This is a genomic window from Streptomyces nidicola (assembly GCF_050106155.1).
In the GTDB taxonomy this organism is placed as follows: domain Bacteria; phylum Actinomycetota; class Actinomycetes; order Streptomycetales; family Streptomycetaceae; genus Streptomyces.
The window spans coordinates 6,844,435-6,864,719 of record NZ_JBNBPI010000001.1 but is presented as its reverse complement, the minus strand read 5'-3'; the positions used below and the strand labels follow the sequence as shown (position 1 = coordinate 6,864,719).

The following is a 20,285-nucleotide window of genomic DNA, read 5'->3' as shown; positions in this document are numbered from 1 at the left end:
CGCCGCCGGCCCGGTTCAGGAGTGAACAGACCTGCTCTGTCTGCTAGTTGGCCTGCTGCTTCCACTCGGCCTGCGCCTTGTTGAGCTGGTCGGCGAGCGAGTCCAGGAAGGCCTTGGCCGTCATCTTGCCGAGCATGACCTTCTGGAAGTCGTCCTCGTTGTCGGCCTTGGAGATGGTGTTCCAGTCGGGCAGGTAGTACGGCAGCTGCACGATCTTGGTGGTGCCGGACTGCAGCGCCTCGGCGGCGAGCTTCGTCGGCTCGGACTTCTGCACCCAGTCGTCCTTGGCGGCCTCGGTGTTGGCCGGGATCTGCTTGGCCGACTCGTTCCACTTGCTGTTCTCCGCGTGCGAGGCGGCGAACTCCATGAACTTCCAGGCGGCCTTCTTGTTCTTGCTGGCCTTGAACAGGCCGAGCCCGTCCACCGGGTTGGAGACCTGGACGCGGGTGCCGCCCGGGCCCGTCGGGTTGGGGATGCCGCGGAACTTGGTGCCGAAGGCCTTCACGTGGTCGCCGTACGAGCCGAGGTTGTGGCTCAGCATGCCGATCTTGCCGCTGTCGTACTGCGCGACCATCTTCGTGAAGTCGTTGTTGACGTCGGCGGACGGCGTCGCCTTCTTGTAGAGGGCGGCGTACTTCTGGAGCGCGGCCACGTTCTTGGGGTCGTTGACCGTGGTCTTCTCGTTGTCCGCGTCCCAGAACGACGTGATGCCGCTCTGCCCGTACGACGCGTCGAGGGCCTGCGCGATGGAGCCCTCGCCGCCGCGGATGGTGTAACCGAACTCGTTCTTACCGGTGTTGGTGAGCTTGGACGCCGCCTCGAAGAACTTGTCCCAGGTCGTCGGCGCGCCCAGGCCCGCCTTCTTGAACAGGTCGGTGCGGTAGTAGAGGACACCGTTGTTGGCGGACGTCGGCAGCTCGTAGATCTTGTCCCCGGCGCCCGCGGCCTTCACCGACTCCATGAAGGAGTCGTTGAGCTTTCCGTTGAGCGAGCTCGTCGCTATGCGCTCGTCGAGCGGTTCGAGGGCGCCCTGCGCGGCGACACCGGCGAGCATCGCGGTGCCCACGCCGCCGACGTCGGGCAGGCCGCCGCCCTGGATGGCGGTGTCGTACTTGGACTGCACGTTCTCGGCGGGGATGCCGACGTACTTGACCTTGATGTTCGGGTACTTCTTCTCGAAGTCCTTGATGACCTCCATCCAGACGTCGCGGCGCACGGCCGTGTTGTTGTCCCAGAAGGTGATCTCGCCCTTGCCCGACCCCTCGTTCCCCTTGTCGCCGCCGGCCCCGCTGCCGTCGTCACCGCAGGCGGTGGCGGTCAGGGCGAGGACGGTGCTGATGGCGACGGCGGTGCCGGTGCGCAGCGCGGATCTGCGGATGCCTTTGCGGGTTCCTCTGCGTGCACTGATGGTCATGATCGGCTCTCTTCTTCTGGATCCAACTGGAGGGTGGTGCTGCGAAAGTGCGTGAACCGGGCGGCGCCGGCGGCCCGACCGCCGGGTGGTGCCGCCGCGAACAGGCCGAGCAGGGCGCCGACCCAGCGCCAGGGCTGCGCGGCGAACACCTGGCCCGAGCGCCGGAAGCCGTCTCCGGTGTCGACGGAGAAGCGGCAGCGGGCCCCGTCGGCGATGTCGACGCGCAGCCGCGCCGTCGCGTCGGGCGCCGCGCGGGGATGGGCCGCGTCCCGTTCCGCGTCGGCGGTGGTCTCGGCGAACCGGTGCACCACGTGGGCCGCTCCGTCCGCCCCGCGTTCGAGGCCGATCCACGTGTACGCGTCGCCGAGCACCACGAGTCCCGCGCGGGCTCCGGGAGTTGTGGCGTCGAGCCGGAGGTCGACCTCCACGCGGCTCGGCAGGAGCGGCAGCCGCTGCGTGAGCAGGTGCGGTACGCGGCGCAGGTCGCGCACCCCGTCGGCGGAGCGCACACAGGTGAGCAGCAGTCCGTCCCCGTCGTGCGAACTCGTCCAGTCCGCGCCGGAGTTGGCCGTCCACTGCCACTGCGGGCCGAAGCGTCCACCGGGGAAGGTGTCGTTCGTCGCGGGCGCCGTCACCGGTTGCTTCGGCAGCGCGGGCTTCTCGTGTACGTCGACGGGGGCGCCGTCGTCGCCGATCACCGGCCACCCGGAGGCGTCCCAGCGCATCGGCTGCAGATGCACCACCCGCCCGTACGGGCCGCGCTGCTGGAAGTGCAGGAACCAGTCGTCGCCCGCCGCCGTGCGCACCCATCCGCCCTGGTGGGGGCCGTTGACGTCGGTGTCGCCCTGTTCGAGCACGACCCGCTCCTCGTAGGGGCCGAAGAACGAGCGGGAGCGGAAGGCGCCCTGCCAGCCGGTCTCCACGCTGCCCGCAGGGGCGAAGATCCAGTACCAGCCGTCGTGCCGGTAGACCTTGGGGCCTTCAAGAGTGAACCAGCCGGGGATGCGGTCCCCGTCGATCAACACCGTTCCCTCGTCGAGGAGTTCACTTCCGTCGGGCGCCATGCGGTGTCCGGTGAGGCGGTTCTTGATGCCGGCGCGGGACTTCGCGTAGGCGTGCACGAGGTACGCCTCACCGGTCTCCTCGTCCCACAGCGGGCAGACGTCGATGAGGCCCTTGCCCGCCTTGAGGAGATGGGGCGCCGTCCAAGGCCCCGCGATCGACGGCGAGTTGATCTGGTGGATGCCGTGATCGGGGTCGCCCCAGAAGATCCAGAAGCGGCCGTCGTGGTGACGGAGCGACGGCGCCCACACGCCGCAGTCGTGGCGCGGGGCGGCGAAGGCCTCGGCGGGTTCGAGCCGGTCGAGGGCGTGTCCGACGAGCGTCCAGTTGACGAGGTCGCGGGAGTGCAGCAGCGGAAGGCCGGGGACGCGCCCGAAGCTGGACGCCGTCAGGTAGAAGTCGTCACCGACGCGGATCACGTCGGGGTCGGACCAGTCGGCGGCGAGCACGGGGTTGCGGTACGTGCCGTCGCCCAGGTCACCGGTTCTGTTCGGCGCGCGGTTCATGCGGCCACCGCCTTGCGGACGAGCGCCGTGGCCCGCTTCCGGTCGAGCGTGCCGTCGGCGACGACCGTGACCACGCGGCGTACGGCGGTGTCACCGGGGCCGATGGGCAGCCGGGCAGCGGAGGCGAGCGAGGAGCCGACGCCCGGGTACTCGTCGGTGCGGACGAACCACGGGTCGCGGCGGGTCTCGGCGGTGGCGCCCGCGAAGACGAGGGTCCAGCCGTCGCCCGCCATGGCCAGCCAGTCGGCGGGACGGCCGTGGACCGCGGACTCGCCCTCGGCGGCCTCCGTGAACACGGCCGGGGCCGCGGCCTCCTTCGGCGCCCGCCAGAAGAATCCTCCGTACGCGGCGCCCGGACGGCCGTTGGTCGCCGGGCTGCCGATGCTCAGCGCATCGTCCGCCGGGTTGGTGAGCGAGAACGTGAAGTCCAACGCCCAGGCATCGTCGGCCAATTGGGTGACGGCCACGGTGCGGCGCTCGCGCAGGAGCGGCACGCAGCCGTCCGCGATCCACTCCAGGTCCTGCACGAACCCGTCCGGGTCGCACAGCTTGAACTCGCGGTGCCGCTGCTCGCCGTGGTTGTCGAGCTCGGTCGGCCCCCGCCCCTCGACGTAGGTGCGCCCGCCCCAGAAGTTGCGCCCCGCGACGTCCGGCACGGCGACGCCCACCCCGAGGTGGTGCAGGTGGTCGGCGGGCGCGAACTCGGTGACCGGGGTACCGGCGAGCGTGGTCACCGGGTGCAGGAAGGGGCGCGGCGACAGGCGCCGCTCGACGTCGGGGCGGAGCTCGTAGCGGGCGACGGGGCGGCCCGCGCAGCTCAGTGTCAGCGGGGCGGTGACAAGACCGTGCAGGGTCCGGGTCATGACGAGGCCTCCGCTCCGGAGCGGGCCCAGGACGCGCCGAGCCCGGCGAAGCCGGTGAGTCCGTCGGCGCTCGCGGCGACGAGCCCGTCGGCGCCGTGCACCACCCGTCGTACGACGCCGGGCTTGTCCGCGGGCACCGTGCTCCACGCGTCCGCGGGCAGCGCCAGCGGGGCTGGGGCGCGCCGGATCGCCTCGACCACGCGCATGAACGCGCCGGTCGCGGCGGGCGGCACGAGCAGCGGTGTCTCCCCGTCGGTGGCGAGGTGGTCGATCAGGTTCGCCAGCAGGTCGGTGCGCCCGTGCACGGTCTCCTCCGGACCGTGGCCCGCGCGCTGCACGAGGACGCGGTCCTGCTTGTACCAGAAGGTGATCCGGCCGCGGCTGCCGTGCACGATCACGTACGGCTCGTCCGGCAGTTCGGCGCACAGGGTCGCGGCGACGGTGACGCGCGAGCCGGTACGGGTGGTCAGCTCGACGCACGAGGTGTCGTCGGCCTCGATGTCGTTGGCGCGGTACAGCTCGGTGCGGATCGCGGTGAGGTCGTCGCCGCCGGTCGCGCCGTCGAGGGCGAGGGAGGTGGCGACGGCGTGGGCGAGCGGGTTGGTGAGCACACCGTCCACGACGTCGACCGTGCGGCCCGTGCCGCTACCGTCGTCGAGGTGGCGGCGCCCGGCCCAGGGGGCGCGCCGGTAGTAGGCCTCGTCGCGGGCCCAGGCCCCGGCGGCGCCGATGCCGAGGGGCTCACCGATGGCGCCGTCGCGTACGAGATCTCGTATATGGGACACCGCATGCGAGCCGAGCGACTGGAAGCCGATCTGGCAGGCGATCCCCGCCTCGGCCACCCCGGCCGCCATGCGCTCGTATTCCGCGTACGACGGCGCGGGCGGCTTCTCCAGGAGCAGGTGCACGCCCCGCTGGGCGGCCACCAGGGCCAGGTCCGTGTGCGTGGGGATCGGGGTGCAGATGATCGCGATCCGGGCGCCGGTGCGGTCGAGCAGCTCCCCGAAGTCGGCGGACTGCACGACGTCATCGGCCTCGAATCCGTCGAGCTCCGCCGCGTCCAGCGGCCGCAGCTCGCACACTCCGGCCAGCTTAACCCGCCCCGCCTCCGCGAGGCCCCGCAGGTTGTTCAGGTGCCAGCGGCCGTGGCCCCGCGCGCCCGCGAGGACGACGGGAACAGGCTCGTGCTCCGGGCCGCTGTCGCGTGTCCGCATGCTCGAATTGATCTTCATAGTGGTTGTCATCCCTTCACCGCCCCCGCGCTGAACCCCGTGACGAGCCATTTCTGAATGAATGCGAAGACGATCACGACGGGCAGCGCGGCCACGACGCCACCGGCGGCGAGCGCGCCCAGGTCGACGGAGTCGGCGCCCATGAGGGTGGCGAGGCCGACCGGGATCGTCTGCTTGTCCTGGTTGGAGAGGAACATCAGGGCGAACAGGAAGTGGTTCCAGCTGTGCACGAAGGCGAAGGAACCGACCGCGATGAGCCCCGGTCGCAGCAGCGGGAGGACGACGGCGCAGAAGGCGCGGAAGCGTCCGCAGCCGTCGACCCAGGCGGCCTCTTCGAGCGAGTACGGCACGTTCTTGATGAAGCCGCTGATGAGAATCATCGTGAGCGGCAGCTGGAAGACGGTCTCGGCGATGATGACGCTGCCGAGCGAGTTGATCAGCCGCAGGTTGGCGAAGATCTGGAACAGCGGGACCAGCATCAGGGCGCCCGGAATGAACTGCGAGCACAGCAGCGCGAGCATGAAGCCCTGCTTGATCCGGAAGTTGAAGCGGGCGAGCGCGTAGCCGCCGGCCAGCGCCACGACCGTCGTCATCAGCATCGAGGCGAGGCCGACGAGCAGGCTGTTCTGGAAGAAGATCGCGAACGACCGCTCGTTCCACACCTTGTCGAAGTGCTCGAAGGTGAGCGGCCACGGCACGAGGGACGTGGATCCGGTGGGCCGGAACGCGAACAGCAGCATCCAGTAGAACGGGATGAGCGTGAAGAGGAGGTAGACGCCGAGCGGGACATAGATCTGCCAGCGCGGCACGTCCTCCCAGGAGGGCCCGCGGTCCTTCTTGGAGGGGCGGAGGGCGGCGCGGTGCCGGCCGCCGCCCGTCGTGGTGGCGGGCGCGGTCGTGGTGGCGGTCAATTCGGCTTCCTTGACGGTCACTTGTCCTCGCCCCCGAACTTGCTCAGGCGGAGATAGATCATCGAGCAGAACAGGAGGATCACGAAGGCGATGGACGTCAGCGCGGACGCGTAGCCGAAGTCGTGGCTGTCGACGGCGATGGAGGCGATGCGCAGCGGCAGAGTGGTCGTCTCACCCGCGGGTCCGCCGCCGGTGAGGGTGTAGAGCAGGTCGACGTTGTTGAACTCCCACACGGCGCGCAGCAGCGTGGACAGGATGATCGCGTCCTTGAGGTGTGGCAGTGTGATGTGGAAGAACTGGCGCAGCCGGCTCGCGCCGTCGACCTCGGCGGCCTCGTACAGGTCCTTCGACACGGACTGGAGGTCGGCGAGGATGAGGATCGCGAAGAAGGGGACGCCGCGCCAGAGTTCGGCGGTGACGACGGCGGGGAAGACGGTCGCGGTGTCCGAGAGCCATGAGGTGCCGTACGTTCCGATGCCCATGTCGGCGAGGTAACGCGTGATGCCCGTCTGGGAGTTGTAGAGCAGCATCCAGACGGCGGAGGTCAGCACGCCGGAGACGGCCCACGGCGAGAAGACGAGCGCGCGGGCCATGCCGCGGCCGATGAACGTCTGGTTGACCACGAGCGCGAGCCCGAGGCCGAGCAGCAGTTGCAGCACCACCTGGACGACGACCCATTGGAGGCTGAAGCCCAGCGTCCGCCAGAAGTCGGGGTCGTTGGTGAACGCGGTGACGAAGTTGTCGAGTCCCGCGAACCCGTTCCGCCACGGCTTGGTCGGGTTGAAGTGCTGCACGCTGTAGTAGAAGACGCTGATGACGGGATACGCGATGAAGCCCAGCATCAGCAGCCCGGCGGGCGCGATCAGCAGATAGGGGAGCCTGCGCGGGGTGGCTGACTTGCGGCGCCGGGGCGGCGATGCGCCCCCCGGTGCTTTGGCCACGGCTGCGGCTTGGGCCATGACGGGAACTCCGTTCTCGGTGGCTCAGGTCGGTACTTTTTGCGGTCCGTTGCGGTCCGTTGGGGGCCCGGCGCGGGTCCGTTGGGGGTCGATAGAAAGCGCTTGCACGACCCACATATCGAAACGCTTCACAGATGGTGTTCGGGGTGTCGGCCAGGAAGGCCGGCGGGTGGTGACTCAGCTCGCGTACGGGTCCTCAGCCGTGCCGGGCCCCGCCAGGAAGGCGAAGTCGCAGCCGGTGTCGGCCTGGGTGATCTGCTCGTTGTAGAGCACGCCGTAGCCGCGCTCGTGGCGCTCGGCGGGCGGCACCCAGTCGTTCCTGCGGCGCTGCAACTCCTCGTCGCTCACGTCGAGTTGAAGCGAGCGCGCGGCGACGTCGAGGGTGACGGTGTCCCCGCTGCGGACCAGCGCGAGCGGTCCGCCGACGTGCGACTCGGGGGCGATGTGCAGGACGCACGCCCCGTAACTCGTACCGCTCATCCGCGCGTCGGAGAGCCGCACCATGTCGCGCACGCCCTGCTTGAGCAGATGGTCGGGGATGGGCAGCATCCCGTACTCGGGCATGCCGGGTCCGCCCTTGGGGCCCGAGCCGCGCAGCACCAGGACGCTGTCGGCGGTGATGCCCAACTCCGGGTCGTTGATGGTGCGTTGCATGGTCTTGTAGTCGTCGAAGACCACGGCTGTGCCGGTGTGCTTGAGCAGCCGCGGCTCGGCGGCGATGTGCTTGATGACGGCGCCGTCGGGGCAGAGGTTGCCGCGCAGGACGGCGACGCCGCCCTCGGCCGCGACCGGGTTCGTACGGGTGCGGATCACGTCGTCGTTGTGCACCTCGACGCCCTCGATCTGCTCGCCCAACCGGCCGTTGACCGTGGGCCGTTCGAGGTGCAGCAGGTCGGTGATCCGGGAGAGGAACGCGGGCAGGCCGCCGGCGAAGTAGAAGTCCTCCATCAGGTACGTCTGCCCACCTGGCCGAACGTTCGCGAGCACGGGAACGGCGCGCGCGACGCGGTCGAAGTCGTCGAGGCTCAGCGGCACTCCGGCCCGCCCGGCCATGGCGATGAGGTGGATGACGGCGTTGGTGGAGCCGCCGAGCCCGAGCACCGTGGTGACGGCGTCCTCGAAGGCCTCGGGGGTGAGGATCTCGGAGGGCCTGAGCGCGGTCCAGGCGAGGTCGACGGCGCGCCGCCCGGAGGCCGCGGCCATCCGCTCGTGCGCGGAGTCGACGGCCGGGATCGAGGAGGCGCCCGGCAGCGTCATGCCGAGGACCTCGGCCGCCGCGGTCATGGTGGACGCGGTCCCCATGGTCATGCAGTGGCCGGGCGACCTCGCCAATCCGCCCTGGAGTTCCCGCAGTTCGCAGTCGGTGAGGTTGCCCGCGCGGTGCTCGTCCCAGTACTTCCACATGTCGGTGCCGGAGCCGAGCGTCTCGCCGCGCCAGTGGCCCGGCAGCATCGGCCCGGCCGGCACGAAGATCGACGGCACGTCGGCGGAGGCCGCGCCCATGAGCAGGGCGGGGGTCGACTTGTCGCAGCCACCGAGCAGCACCGCCGCGTCGACCGGGTAGGAACGCAGCAGCTCCTCGGTCTCCATGGCGAGCAGGTTGCGGTAGAGCATCGGGGTCGGCTTCTGGTACGTCTCCGAGAGCGTGGAGACGGGGAATTCGAGCGGGAAGCCGCCCGCCTGCCACACGCCCCGCTTCACGGCCTCCGCCCGCTCCCGCAGGTGTACGTGGCAGGGGTTGATGTCGGACCAGGTGTTGAGGACGGCGACGACGGGCCGGCCCTGGTACTCCTCGGCCTCGTAACCGAGTTGGCGCATCCGGGCATTGTGCGACCAGGTGCGCAGCTGGCCCTCCGTGCCGTACCACTGGTGGGAGCGGAGCTGTTCGGGGCTCAGCCTCCGGTCGTCGGGCCCTCTCCGGTCGGCCCGGTCGGCACTCCGGTCGGTACTCATATGGACCACCCCGCGGCGATCTCGGCGACCTCGGCGCGCGCCGCCTCCGGCAGTTCCCTGCTCGGCGGGCGGACGTCGCGGCGGCACAGGCCGAGGGAGGCAAGGGCCTCCTTGACGACGGTGACGTTGTTGGCGGAGGCGTCGGCGCCGCGCAGTTCCTCGAAGCGGCGGATCTGCTCCCACACCTTCATGGCGGCGGCGTAGTCGCCCGATCGAAGCGCTTCGATCATGGACAGCGAGACGCTGGGCGCGACGTTCACGAGCCCCGAGGTGAAGCCGGTGGCGCCCGCGGAGAAGTAGGAGGGCGCGTACGGCTCGGCGAGCCCGGCCACCCAGACGAACCGGTCGAGGCCCGCGTCCCGGGCGAAGCCGGCGAAGCGCGAGGCGTCCGGCACCGCGTACTTCACGCCGATCACGTTCGGGCAGGCCGCGCCGAGTTCGGCGAGCCGGGCGCCGGGGAGCGCCGCGTTCCTGAGGTACGGGACGACGCCGAGCTCGGGCACGGCCCGCGCGATCGCCCGGTGGTAGTCGACCCAGCCGACCTCGGAGACGTAGGGGTGCACGGGCTGGTGCACCATCACCATGTGGGCGCCGTGCTCACGGGCGTGCCGGGCGGCCTCGATCGCGGTCGGCACGTCGTGCCCGACACCGACGAGGACGATGCCGCGCTCCCCCACTTCTTCGAGGGTCAACTCCGTGACGAGACGGCGCTCTTCGGGAGCGAGGGCGTAGAACTCGCCGGTGTTCCCGTTCGGCGTGAGGGTGCGCACGCCGGCATCGAGCAAGCGCCGCAGCAGGGACCTGTACTGGCCCTCGTCGACGGAGCCGTCCTCGGCGAACGGGGTCACCGGGATCGCGACCACATCGGCGAGCGCGGCGCGCTGGGTCTCGAACACGGCCGGCGAGTGGGGTCTCCCCTGCTCGTACGGAGTGGAGTACGTGGGGCTGGTCATGAGTGGTGCTCACCCTACTTCTTCCCGGTCCTCCCGCAGGTCGGGGAAGGCCCGCTCGACGAACGACGCGATGTGGTCACGCAGCGCGCGCGAGGCCCCCTGGGCGTCACCGGCGAGGGCGAGCTCAAGGATCTCCCGGTGCTCGCCGGCCTCCCGCTCCCACGAGGGGTCGGCGGCCCACGCCACGGCGGACACCAGGGCGGCCTGGTCGCGGACCTCGTCGAGCATCCTGCCGAGCAGCGGATTGCCGCACGGGAGGTACAGGGCGCGGTGGAACTCCCGGTTGGCGAGGGAGCGTTGGGCCGTGTCGCTCGCGGTGGCGGCGCGGTGCAGCGCGTCGCGGGCGACGTCGAGGGAGGCGCGGCGGCACACGGTGCGACGCAGCGCCTCCGGCTCGAGCAGCAGCCGCACGTCGTAGACCTCGCGGGCCATGTCGGCGTCCACCATGCGCACCGTGACGCCCTTGTACTGGCTCATCACGACGAGCCCGGTCCCGGCGAGGGTCTTGAGCGCCTCGCGCACCGGGGTCTTGGAGACCCCGAACTGGGCGGCTACATCGGTCTCCACCAGGGCCTGACCGGGGCGCAGCCGCCCGGTCAGGATGCGGTGCTTGATCTCCTCCAGGACGTACTGGGTACGGGAGGGGATCGGCGTGGGCACAGAGGTCATGCGGGCCTCTCGTATGGCGTATCGCGTCTCATATATGACGTACGAAGTACGACGCGTTGAAGCTAGAAGCACGGCCCTGTTTCGTCAACGCTTCCGACGAAAGAAGTTCACACAACTTCCATGAATCTTGCGGAAGTTGATCATCCGCCGCGCTGCGCCGCCGACCGCGGCCATCCGCCGCCGGCCGCCACCGCCCGTCAGAGCTCCGCGAGCGCCCCCGCCACCGCCTCCAGATCCCCGTCCGACGCGAGCCCCGCGTGGTACAGCCGCAGCTGCGTGGCGCCCAGGTCGCGCGCGGCCCGGGCGTCCTGCGCGAGCGTGTCCGGGCTGCCACCCATGCCGCGCACGACGGTGAGGTTCGCGGCGACGACGCCCTTCCCCTGCTCCGCGAACGGGCGCACCAGGCCCGCGCCGCCCGTGCAGGGCACGACGACGCCGTCGGCGACGGAGAGGATGTGCTCCGGGTCGACACCGGCGTTGGCGCCGCAGTGGTACGAGACCGGGTCGGCGTGCAGCAGCACCTGGAAGTCGGCGGGGGCCGCGGCCCGTACCGCCGCCACGGCCGCTTCCTGGATGGTGCGGGCCGTGGTGTCGCGGTAGGCGCGCGTGGCCGCGGCGGTCTCGGCGCCGAGCAGCTTCTCGACCGTCACCCAGCCTTCGTCCGCCGCCCTCCCCCGCCATACGGGGTCCAGGCCGGACCGGACGGACACCGCCAACTCCACAGGATCCAGACCGTGTTGGCCGTAACCCTCTCGGCAGGATTCGCAGAAGCACAGCGACATCAGGTACTGCCCGGCCTCACCGAGACCGACGCCGCCGATCTTGTCGTGGGCGTGCAGATGCGCGAGGCCGTACCAGCCGAGCGATTCGAGTTCGGTGCCGCGCGCGCCGGGGCGCGTCGCCGCCTCCGCCGCCAGGTCGACGAGGTACGCGCGCGTGGCGGGCTGCGCGATGCACGGCGCCCACGGGTAACGGTCTCCGTAGGCGTTGACGACGGAGGTGTCCGGGTGCTCGGCGCCCATCCGGGAGTTGTGAGCGAGCACGACCCATGTGTGGACGTCGAGGCCGGCGCCGGCGAGGGCCTCGGCGGCTTCTCCATAGGCGTCGCCGGGGGCCCAGTCGCCGGCCTCGTACGGCACCAGTTCCCGCCCCTGCCAACGCTGTTGGTCGACGGGGTACAGCACGGCCGCATGCTCAGCCGTCACGATGCGGTGACGCGGATGGCGGGGCGTCAGCGCGCGCGTGGAGTGGTACGCGGCGGCGAGGGTGACCTGCCGGACGCCGAGGTCGGCGATGCGGCGGGCGGCGTCCGGGTCGCCGTTGACGTCCCAGGGGTAGACGAAGGTGGAGGCCCTCATGCGTCGGCTCCTTCCAGCAACTTGGCGCCCCGCTCGATGAGTTCGACGAGCCGCTCGACGTGTTCCGCGCGCGGCTCGTGCAGCGGCGGCCGCACCCCGCCGACGTCGAGCCCGCTGCGCCGTACGCCCGCCTTCACGAGCGATACCGCGTACCCCCGCCCCTGGTTGCGGAGTTCGACGAGGGGCCGGTAGAAGCCGTCGATGAGCCGGTTCACCGTGGCATCGTCGCCCGCGTTCAGCGCCTTGTGGAAGGCCTGCGCGAGCTCCGGCGCGAAGGCGAAGGCGGCGGAGGAGTAGAGGGTGACGCCGATGCCGCGATAGGCGAGGCCGGTGAGTTCGGCGGTGGGCAGACCGTTGAAGTAGAGGAACTCCTCCGCTCCGTCCGTCCGTACGGCGCTCACGATCCGCTGCATCAGGTCCAGGTCGCCGAGCCCGTCCTTGAGCCCGATCACCTTGGGGTGGCGGGAGAGAGCGACGACGGTTTCCGGGGTGAAGACCGCGTTGTCGCGCTGGTAGACGATGGTGTCGAGGGAGGTCGCGTCGGCCAGTTCGGTGTAGTGCCGCAGCAGCCCCTCCTGTCCTGCCACGACGAGATAGGGCGGCATCGCCAACAGGCCGTCCGCGCCCGCCCGTTCGGCCGCGCGCGCGTAGCGGACCGCGAGCGCGGTGCCGTATCCGGCGCCCGCGACGACGGGCACCCGGCCCGCCGTCGCCTCGACCGCGGCGGCGACGCAGGCCTCGAACTCCTCGGGCGTGAGGGCGTGGAACTCCCCGGTGCCGCAGCAGGCGAACACGGCGGCGGCCCCGGCCTCGACGCCGCGCCGCACGTGGGTGCGGAAGGTGTCGAGGTCCACGGTCCCGTCGGATCCGTAGGCGGTGACGGGGAAGAACAGCGGCCCGCTGGGAATGCTGAGGCGAGCGGCGAGAGGGACTGAGGTCACGAGCTCTCCCTGAGCGCGCACATCGCACGAAGTGCACGTTTGTGATCCGCGTTTACATTTCTGAACAAAGCCACGGTAGGACGCCCCTCAGGGGCCGGTCAAGCACGCAAAACACGCGAACTCACGACGTGCGCACGCCTCTTGACTGGCAGTGCGGCTGTTCATAGCGTGTCCATGAATGTGAATGCCGCTCACGCAACCGGAGATCACACGCATGCCAGTCCCTTCCCGATCCCGCACCATCCTGCTCACCGGCGCGGCCGGCGGACTCGGCACCCTGATGCGGGAGCTGCTGCCCCGGTACGGCTACGAGCTCCGCCTGCTCGACGTGCGCCCCGTCGAGGACGCGCCCGACGCGATCATCGCCGACCTCAACGACACGGACGCACTGCGCGAGGCGGTGCGCGGCGTCGACGGCGTGCTGCACCTCGCCGGCATCAGCGTGGAGTCGACCTTCGAGAAGATCCTCGACTCGAACATCAAGGGCACGTACCACCTCTACGAGGCCGTACGGGAAGAGGCCGCGTCCCGCGCGGACGGCACGGCCCCCCGCATCGTCTTCGCCTCCTCCAACCACGCGATCGGCTACACGCCGCGCCCGCGCGTGGAGGACGGCGCGCCGCTGGTCCCGGTCGAGACGCTGCGCCGCCCCGACACGTACTACGGCCTGTCGAAGTCGTTCGGCGAGGACCTCGCCCAGTTCTACTGGGACCAGCACGGCATCGAGACCGTCTCCGTGCGCATCGGCTCCTGCTTCAAGGAGCCCACGGACGTCCGCATGATGTCGGTGTGGATGAGCCCCGCGGACGGCGCCCGTCTCTTCGACGCGGCGCTGACCGCCGAGAAGGTCGGCCACACCGTCGTCTACGGCTCGTCCGCCAACACCCGCCTGTGGTGGGACCTTTCGAGCGCCCGCGCCCTCGGCTACGAGCCGCAGGACGACTCGGAGGTGTACGCGGAGAAGCTGCTGGCCGAGCACGGCCCGCTCAGCGACGACAACCCCGCGCACCAGTACATGGGCGGCCGCTTCGTCAACGACCCGCCGATCTGGCCCTACTGAGCACGATTGGGCATGCCTGGGCAAGCCTGGGCGCGACTGAGCACGGCACTTCCAGGCGGGCGGGCACCGAACGGGCCCGCCCGCCGCCTTGTTCGGGCACCCGCACCGCCCGAACCCACATGATCCCCCGCTCCCCCGCAGGTCCGCGCCGGACCGCGCGCCCCGGAAAACGGGCAGGAACGGGCGGCATCGGGCCCGCTCCAGGCCTGTTCACCTCGTCGTACCCCCGGTACAACTTCCGGTGCGGGTCCTTCCGGGCCCGAACGGGCAGTGTCGGGTACGTCAGGAGGTCGGCGGGCATGAGCGCGGAGGAACGACAGCGTGAGATCGTGCGGGCGGCCCGGCACTCCGGCTCCGTCGACGTCACCGAGCTCGCGGCCGCACTCGGCGTCGCGAAGGAGACCGTGCGCCGCGACCTGCGGGCCCTGGAGGACCACGGCCTGGTGCGGCGCACGCACGGCGGGGCGTATCCGGTGGAGAGCGCCGGGTTCGAGACGACGCTGGCGTTCCGCACGACGATGCACGTGCCGGAGAAGCGGCGGATCGCGGCAGCCGCCGCGGATCTGCTCGGGGACGCCGAGACGGTCTTCGTCGACGAGGGTTTCACCCCGCAGCTGATCGCCGAAGCGCTGCCGCGCGAGCGGCCGTTGACCGTCGTCACCGCCTCCCTCGCGACCGCGGGCGCGCTCGCCGAGAACGACAACACGACCGTGCTGCTGCTCGGCGGCCGGGTCCGCGCGGGCACGCTCGCGACCGTGGACCACTGGACGTCGAAGATGCTCGCCGGGTTCGTCGTCGACCTCGCCTACATCGGCGCCAACGGCATCTCCCGCGATCACGGCCTGACCACCCCCGACCCGGCCGTCAGCGAGGTGAAGTCGCAGGCCATCCGGGCGGCGCGGCGCACCGTCTTCGCGGGCGTGCACACCAAGTTCGGCGCGATCAGCTTCTGCCGCTTCGCCCCGGTGGGCGCCCTGGAGGCGATCGTCACCAGCACCCAGCTGCCCGCGTCCGAGGCCCACCGCTACTCACTGATGGGGCCTCAGGTCATCCGCGTCTGATCCACCCACGGCTCCACCGGTACGGGGGCGGGTTCCGCACACCCGTCGACGTACCGCTTCACCACATAAATCCCCTCCATCCCTTACGTCCAGGAGCATCGATGCGAACCCAGAGCCGACGCCGGCCACCGGGCCCCCTGCTCGCGATGGCTGCCGCAGGGACGCTGCTCACCCCCCTCCTGTCCGGCTGCTGGGCCGGCGCCGGCGGGCTCGGCACGGGCGGTGACTCCCTCAACGTCCTGATGGTCAACAACCCGCAGATGGTCGAGTTGCAGAAGCTCACCGCCCGCCACTTCACGCGGGAGACCGGCATCAAGGTGAACTTCACCGTGCTGCCGGAGAACGACGTCCGCGACAAGATCAGCCAGGACTTCGCCAACCAGGCGGGCCAGTACGACGTCGCGACCCTCTCCAACTACGAGATCCCGATCTACGCCCGCAACGGCTGGCTGCGCTCGCTCGGCCCGTACGTCGGCAAGGACAAGGGCTTCGACCAGAAGGACATCCTCGCCCCCATGCGCGAGTCGCTCACCGGCGAGGACGGGAAGCTGTACGGCGAACCGTTCTACGGCGAGTCGTCCTTCCTGATGTACCGCAAGGACGTCTTCGCCAAGAAGGGCCTGAAGATGCCGGAGCACCCGACCTGGCAGCAGGTCGCGGACCTCTCCGCGAAGGTCGACGGCGCCGAGCAGGGCATGAAGGGCATCTGCCTGCGCGGGCTGCCCGGCTGGGGCGAGTCGATGGCGCCGCTGACCACCGTCGTGAACACCTTCGGCGGCACCTGGTTCGACAAGGACTGGAAGGCCCGCCTCGACGACAAGGGCTTCAAGGACGCGACCAAGTTCTACGTCGGCCTCGTCCGCAAGCACGGTGAGTCCGGCGCCGCGCAGGCCGGCTTCGCCGAGTGCCTCAACAACCTCACCCAGGGCAAGACCGCCATGTGGTACGACGCGACCTCCGCGGCGGGCTCCCTCGAAGCGTCCAAGTCGCCGGTCAAGGGCAAGATCGGCTACGTCTCCGCGCCCGTCGAGAGGACGAAGTCGAGCGGCTGGCTCTACACCTGGGCCTGGGGCCTGCAGAAGGCCTCCGCCAACCCGGACAAGGCCTGGAAGTTCATCTCCTGGGCCTCAGGCAAGGAGTACGAGAAGCTCGTCGGCGAGAAGTTCGGCTGGGCCAACGTGCCCGCAGGCAAGCGCGCCTCCACGTACGAGATCCCGCAGTACCGCAAGGAGGCGGCCCCCTTCCAGGCGCAGACGCAGGCCGCCATCGAGGGCGCCCGGCCGCGCGACCCGGGCGTGCAGCCGCGGCCCGCGCCCGGCATCCAGTTCGTCGGCATCCCCGAGTTCACCGACCTCGGCACCAAGGTCTCGCAGGAGATCAGCGCGGCCGTCGCCGGACGCCAGTCGGTCGATTCGGCCCTGGCCAAGTCCCAGAAGCTCGCCGCCGAGATCGCGAAGGAGTACGAGGGCCGATGACCACGACCACCGCTCCGGCGCCTCCCACCACCCCCGCGCCGGTCGTCCCGAACACCCCGAGCAGGCTGCGCGCCTGGGCGACCCGCGCGCCGCTGCTCCCCGCCCTGGTCTTCATGGTCGTGGTCACCCAACTCCCGTTCGTGGCCACGCTCGTGATCTCGTTCTTCGACTGGAACGCGCTGTACCCGGACGCCCGCGAGTTCACCGGTTTCGGCAACTACTCCGAGGTCCTCACCGACCCGGACCTGCGCAAGTCCGTCCTGACCACGATCGTCCTGACGGTGTCGGTGGTCGTGGCGAGCCTGGTGCTCGGGCTGTGTCTCGCGCTGCTGCTCGACCGGCGGTTCAAGGGCCGCGGCCTGGTCCGTACGCTGCTGATCGCGCCGTTCCTGATCGTCCCGGTCGCCGCGGCCCTGCTGTGGAAGCACGTCCTCTACAACCCCGAATACGGGCTGCTCAACGGCCTGTTGCACTACGTGGGCGGCCCCCAGCCCGACTGGATCTCCAACACCCCGCTGCTCGCGGTGGAGCTCTCCCTCGTCTGGCAGTGGACGCCGTTCATGATGCTGATCCTGCTCGCGGGGCTCCAGTCGCGCTCCGCCGAGCAGATCGAGGCCGCCCGCGTGGACGGCGCGGGCCCGTGGCAGATCTTCCGTCACCTGACGCTGCCGCACCTGCGCAGGTACCTGGAGCTGGGCGCGCTGCTCGGTTCGATCTACATCGTGCAGAACTTCGACGCCGTCTTCACCATCACGTCCGGCGGCCTCGGCACGGCCAACCTGCCGTACACCGTCTACCAGTCCTTCTACCAGGCCCACGAGAACGGTCTCGCCTCGGCGGCCGGCGTCCTGGTCGTCATCGGTTCGATCATCATCGCGACGTTCGCACTGCGCGTCGTGTCGTCGCTGTTCCGTGAGGAGGTGTCACGCTGATGACGTTCTCAACTTTCGTGCGCGGCAAGGGACTCGGACTGCTCGCCTGGCTGGCCGGCATCGTCTTCTTCCTGCCGATCGCCTGGATGGCGCTGACGTCCTTCCACTCGGAGTCGGACGCGGCCACCAACCCGCCCTCCTTCGCCGCATCCCTCACCCTCGACGGCTACCGCGACTTCTTCGGCGCGGACGGCGGCGCGAGCCCCTGGCCCGCGCTCATCAACTCGACGGTGGCCTCGCTCGTCGCGACGGCGCTCGTGCTGGTGCTCGCGCTCCCGGCGGCGTACGCGCTGTCGATCCGCCGGGTCCGCAAGTGGACCGACGTCCTGTTCTTCTTCCTCTCCACGAAGATGCTGCCGGTGGTGGCGGGCCTGCTCCCGATCTACCTCTTCGCGAAGAACACCGGCTTCCTCGACAACATCTGGCTCCTGGTCATCCTCTACACGTCGATGAACCTGCCGATCGCGGTGTGGATGATGCAGTCGTTCCTGGCGGAGGTGCCGGTCGCGGTGATCGAGGCGGCGCAGATCGACGGCGCGCGCCTTCCGACGGTCCTGACCCGGGTGGTGGCGCCGATAGCCCTGCCGGGCATCGCGGCGACGGCCCTCATCTGCTTCATCTTCTCCTGGAACGAACTCCTCTTCGCTCGGGTGCTCACCGGCGTCGTCGCCCAGACCGCACCCGTCTTCCTGACCGGCTTCATCACCAGCCAGGGCCTGTTCCTCGCGAAGGTGTGCGCCGCGTCCCTCGTGATCTCCCTGCCGGTGCTCGCGGCAGGGTTCGCCGCCCAGGACAAGCTCGTCCAGGGCCTGTCCCTCGGAGCGGTGAAGTGAACCGAGTGCACCACTGCCACAACTCCCGTACGTGCTTTGGAGGTTGTCCATGAAGGCCGCGATCGTCGAATCGGTGGGCAAGGTCGTCGTCGGCGAGGTGCCGGACCCGACACCGGGCCCCCGCGACGTGATCGTCGAGGTCGCCGCCTGCGGGCTCTGCGGCACCGATCTGCACATCCTGCAAGGCGAGTTCGCCCCGACGCTGCCCGTGGTGCCGGGCCACGAGTTCGCGGGCACGATCGCCGAAGTGGGGCGTGATGTCACGGAGTTGAGGGTCGGCGACCGGGTGGCCGTCGACCCCTCCCTGCACTGTCACGAGTGCCGCTACTGCCGGGCCGGGCGGGGCAACCTGTGCGAGCGGTGGGCGGCGATCGGGGTGTCGACGGCGGGCGGGGCCGCGCAGTACGCCGTCGCCCCGGTCGCCAACTGTGTTCCGCTCCCCGACCACGTAGAGACGCAGGACGCGGCGCTCATCGAGCCGCTGTCCTGCGCGGTGCGCGGCTACGACGTCCTTCAGTCACGGCTCGGCTCGCACGTGCTGATCTACGGCTCCGGCACGATGGGCCTGATGATGCTGGAGCTGGCCAAGAAGACCGGCGCGGCGAGCGTCGACGTCGTGGACCTCAACCCGGACCGCCTGGCGACGGCCCAGCGCCTCGGTGTCTCGGCGTCGGCGGCGAACCCGGACGAGCTGGACCGGCCCACGGGCTGGGACGTCGTCATCGACGCGACCGGCAACGCCGCGGCGATCCAGGACGGCCTCGGCCGCGTCGCCAAGGCGGGCACGTTCCTCCAGTTCGGCGTGGCGGACTACGCGACGCGCGTGAGCATCGACCCGTACCGCATCTACAACCAGGAGATCACCATCACCGGCTCGATGGCGGTCCTGCACAGTTACGAGCGGGCGGCGGAGCTCTTCGCGGGCGGCGTCCTCGACCCGTCCGTCTTCATCAGCGACCGGCTTCCGCTGGACAACTACCCGCAGGCGCTCGACCAGTTCGCGTCGGGCGTGGGCCGGAAGATCGTCGTGGTGCCCTGACGCACTTCGGGCGCACGCCCCGGCGCGCAGCAGTGCGGGCCCGCCTCTCGGCCGGGCCCGCACGCTGCCTGCGCGGCCGTCAGTGTCGCGGCCCGCGACGGCCCCTGCCCTCTCCGGGCATGCCGTCGTCCTTCGGGTTGTCGTACTCGATCTTCTCCTTGCGGACGGTGTCGGAGACCTCCTTCGTCTCCGTGACCTTCTCGGTCTCCAGCCGGACACGCTCGACGGGGACGGTCTCCTTGCGGACGACCGCGCGCTCCGCGTGCAGCGTCACCTCGGTCTCCGCCTCGCCGATCGTGGCCTTTGCGCCGTCGCCCTCACGGATCGGTTCGCGCACGACGCGGACCTCTTCGTGGGAGACGGGCACCGACGTGGTGACGTTCTCCGTCTCCACCGTCTTGCGCAGGTGGGCGTGGCCGACTTCCTGCTCCTCGACGCCCACGCGCAGGCGCTCCTCGGAGCGGATCATCTCGTCGGCCTTGCGGTCGCCACCGGCGTCGGGGCCGGACCGCATGGCCGGCTCCCGTGCGGCGGCACCCGCGTGCCGCCCGGCGTCCGACCGGGCACCGGCTCCGGCGCCCATGGCACCGGCCGCGCCCGCGGCGCCCGCGGTGCCTGCCGCGCCCATCCGGCCGGTGTCGGCCTGACCCGGCCGCTGGGGCTGGGTGCCGGCGGCGCCCGCGGCGGGGCGCGTCATGCCGTAGTGCCTGTACAGCTCGTTCTTCTCGTCCTCGTCGAGGTGCTGGTCGGCGTCGACCCGCGGGGCGTCCTTGACCGCTTCCTTCGTGTACCGCACGTTGAGCCGGTCACTGTCGTGCGTGGCCCCGCTCAACGGCACGAAGGTCTCCTTCATGCCGAAGAGGCCGGTCTTGACCGTCACCCAGTCGGCGTTGCCGGTCCTGTCATCCAGGTAGACCCGCTCGACGCTGCCGATCTTTTCCCCAGTGCGGTCGTAGGCGGTGAGCCCGACAAGGGCATCCGGGTTGTTGATCTCGCCCTGCGTCATGCGTGATCACTCCCTTCGGGACATGGAGGCGGCTGGAGGCCGCCGCGTGGGCCATGTG

At 70.5% G+C, this 20,285-nt stretch carries 18 protein-coding genes; 6 read left to right on the top strand and 12 right to left on the bottom strand.

Annotated elements, in window-relative coordinates:
• Positions 1-43: 43 nt before the first annotated feature.
• The 11 genes from ACOKM3_RS30965 to ACOKM3_RS30915 all read right to left on the bottom strand — a co-directional run bounded on the left by ACOKM3_RS30965 (position 44) and on the right by ACOKM3_RS30915 (position 12,821).
• Entirely contained in the window at positions 44-1,414 is a 1,371-nt protein-coding gene (locus ACOKM3_RS30965) for an ABC transporter substrate-binding protein (protein WP_426904325.1), read from the bottom strand.
• A complete protein-coding gene (locus tag ACOKM3_RS30960; protein ID WP_426904324.1) occupies positions 1,411-2,982 on the bottom strand; it encodes a glycoside hydrolase family 43 protein in 1,572 nt (523 codons plus the stop codon). Before ACOKM3_RS30960 ends, ACOKM3_RS30965 begins: the two co-directional genes overlap by 4 nt.
• Positions 2,979-3,845, bottom strand: coding sequence for a DUF6807 domain-containing protein (locus ACOKM3_RS30955; RefSeq protein ID WP_426904322.1), 867 nt, complete (start codon positions 3,843-3,845; stop codon positions 2,979-2,981). The genes ACOKM3_RS30960 and ACOKM3_RS30955 overlap by 4 nt, the downstream gene beginning before the upstream one ends.
• Positions 3,842-5,059, bottom strand: coding sequence for a Gfo/Idh/MocA family protein (locus ACOKM3_RS30950; protein ID WP_426904320.1), 1,218 nt, complete (start codon positions 5,057-5,059; stop codon positions 3,842-3,844). Before ACOKM3_RS30950 ends, ACOKM3_RS30955 begins: the two co-directional genes overlap by 4 nt.
• 26 nt (positions 5,060-5,085) lie before the next feature.
• Positions 5,086-6,009 (bottom strand): carbohydrate ABC transporter permease, encoded by a 924-nt coding sequence (locus tag ACOKM3_RS30945; protein ID WP_426904318.1) that lies wholly within the window; start codon positions 6,007-6,009, stop codon positions 5,086-5,088.
• Complete coding sequence (locus tag ACOKM3_RS30940; RefSeq protein ID WP_426904316.1) at positions 6,006-6,947, bottom strand: carbohydrate ABC transporter permease; 942 nt, start codon at positions 6,945-6,947, stop codon at positions 6,006-6,008. Before ACOKM3_RS30940 ends, ACOKM3_RS30945 begins: the two co-directional genes overlap by 4 nt.
• Before the next feature lie 177 nt (positions 6,948-7,124).
• Positions 7,125-8,900 (bottom strand): L-arabinonate dehydratase, encoded by a 1,776-nt coding sequence (gene araD, locus ACOKM3_RS30935; protein WP_426904314.1) that lies wholly within the window; start codon positions 8,898-8,900, stop codon positions 7,125-7,127.
• Positions 8,897-9,853, bottom strand: coding sequence for a dihydrodipicolinate synthase family protein (locus ACOKM3_RS30930; RefSeq protein ID WP_426904313.1), 957 nt, complete (start codon positions 9,851-9,853; stop codon positions 8,897-8,899). The genes araD and ACOKM3_RS30930 overlap by 4 nt, the downstream gene beginning before the upstream one ends.
• Before the next feature lie 9 nt (positions 9,854-9,862).
• On the bottom strand, positions 9,863-10,522 hold the full coding sequence (locus ACOKM3_RS30925) for a GntR family transcriptional regulator (protein WP_426904311.1): 660 nt from the start codon (positions 10,520-10,522) through the stop codon (positions 9,863-9,865).
• A 197-nt stretch (positions 10,523-10,719) separates the two neighbouring features.
• Positions 10,720-11,880, bottom strand: a complete 1,161-nt coding sequence (locus tag ACOKM3_RS30920; RefSeq protein WP_426904309.1) for a hypothetical protein — start codon at positions 11,878-11,880, stop codon at positions 10,720-10,722.
• Positions 11,877-12,821 carry a 5-dehydro-4-deoxyglucarate dehydratase gene (locus ACOKM3_RS30915; protein WP_426904308.1) on the bottom strand — a complete coding sequence of 315 codons (945 nt, stop codon included), beginning with the start codon at positions 12,819-12,821 and terminating at the stop codon, positions 11,877-11,879. Before ACOKM3_RS30915 ends, ACOKM3_RS30920 begins: the two co-directional genes overlap by 4 nt.
• 214 nt (positions 12,822-13,035) lie before the next feature.
• On the opposite strand from ACOKM3_RS30915, the gene ACOKM3_RS30910 reads away from it, so the two are divergent.
• From ACOKM3_RS30910 to ACOKM3_RS30885, 6 genes are all read left to right on the top strand, one after another.
• Positions 13,036-13,881, top strand: a complete 846-nt coding sequence (locus tag ACOKM3_RS30910; RefSeq protein ID WP_426904306.1) for an NAD-dependent epimerase/dehydratase family protein — start codon at positions 13,036-13,038, stop codon at positions 13,879-13,881.
• Between the two features lie 299 nt (positions 13,882-14,180).
• Positions 14,181-14,942: a DeoR/GlpR family DNA-binding transcription regulator gene (locus tag ACOKM3_RS30905; protein ID WP_426904305.1), complete on the top strand. Its 762-nt coding sequence runs from the start codon at positions 14,181-14,183 to the stop codon at positions 14,940-14,942.
• A 101-nt stretch (positions 14,943-15,043) separates the two neighbouring features.
• Complete coding sequence (locus tag ACOKM3_RS30900) at positions 15,044-16,417, top strand: ABC transporter substrate-binding protein (protein WP_426904303.1); 1,374 nt, start codon at positions 15,044-15,046, stop codon at positions 16,415-16,417.
• Positions 16,414-17,349, top strand: coding sequence for a carbohydrate ABC transporter permease (locus tag ACOKM3_RS30895; RefSeq protein ID WP_426904302.1), 936 nt, complete (start codon positions 16,414-16,416; stop codon positions 17,347-17,349). The genes ACOKM3_RS30900 and ACOKM3_RS30895 overlap by 4 nt, the downstream gene beginning before the upstream one ends.
• The gene (locus ACOKM3_RS30890) at positions 17,349-18,182 is read left to right on the top strand and encodes a carbohydrate ABC transporter permease (RefSeq protein WP_426904300.1); all 834 of its coding nucleotides are present in this window, start codon (positions 17,349-17,351) and stop codon (positions 18,180-18,182) included. The genes ACOKM3_RS30895 and ACOKM3_RS30890 overlap by 1 nt, the downstream gene beginning before the upstream one ends.
• A gap of 49 nt (positions 18,183-18,231) precedes the next feature.
• Complete coding sequence (locus ACOKM3_RS30885; RefSeq protein ID WP_426904298.1) at positions 18,232-19,221, top strand: zinc-dependent alcohol dehydrogenase family protein; 990 nt, start codon at positions 18,232-18,234, stop codon at positions 19,219-19,221.
• A gap of 79 nt (positions 19,222-19,300) precedes the next feature.
• Here ACOKM3_RS30885 and ACOKM3_RS30880 read toward each other — a convergent pair whose 3' ends face one another.
• Positions 19,301-20,227 carry a PRC and DUF2382 domain-containing protein gene (locus tag ACOKM3_RS30880; RefSeq protein WP_426904296.1) on the bottom strand — a complete coding sequence of 309 codons (927 nt, stop codon included), beginning with the start codon at positions 20,225-20,227 and terminating at the stop codon, positions 19,301-19,303.
• Between the last annotated feature and the right edge of the window lie 58 nt (positions 20,228-20,285).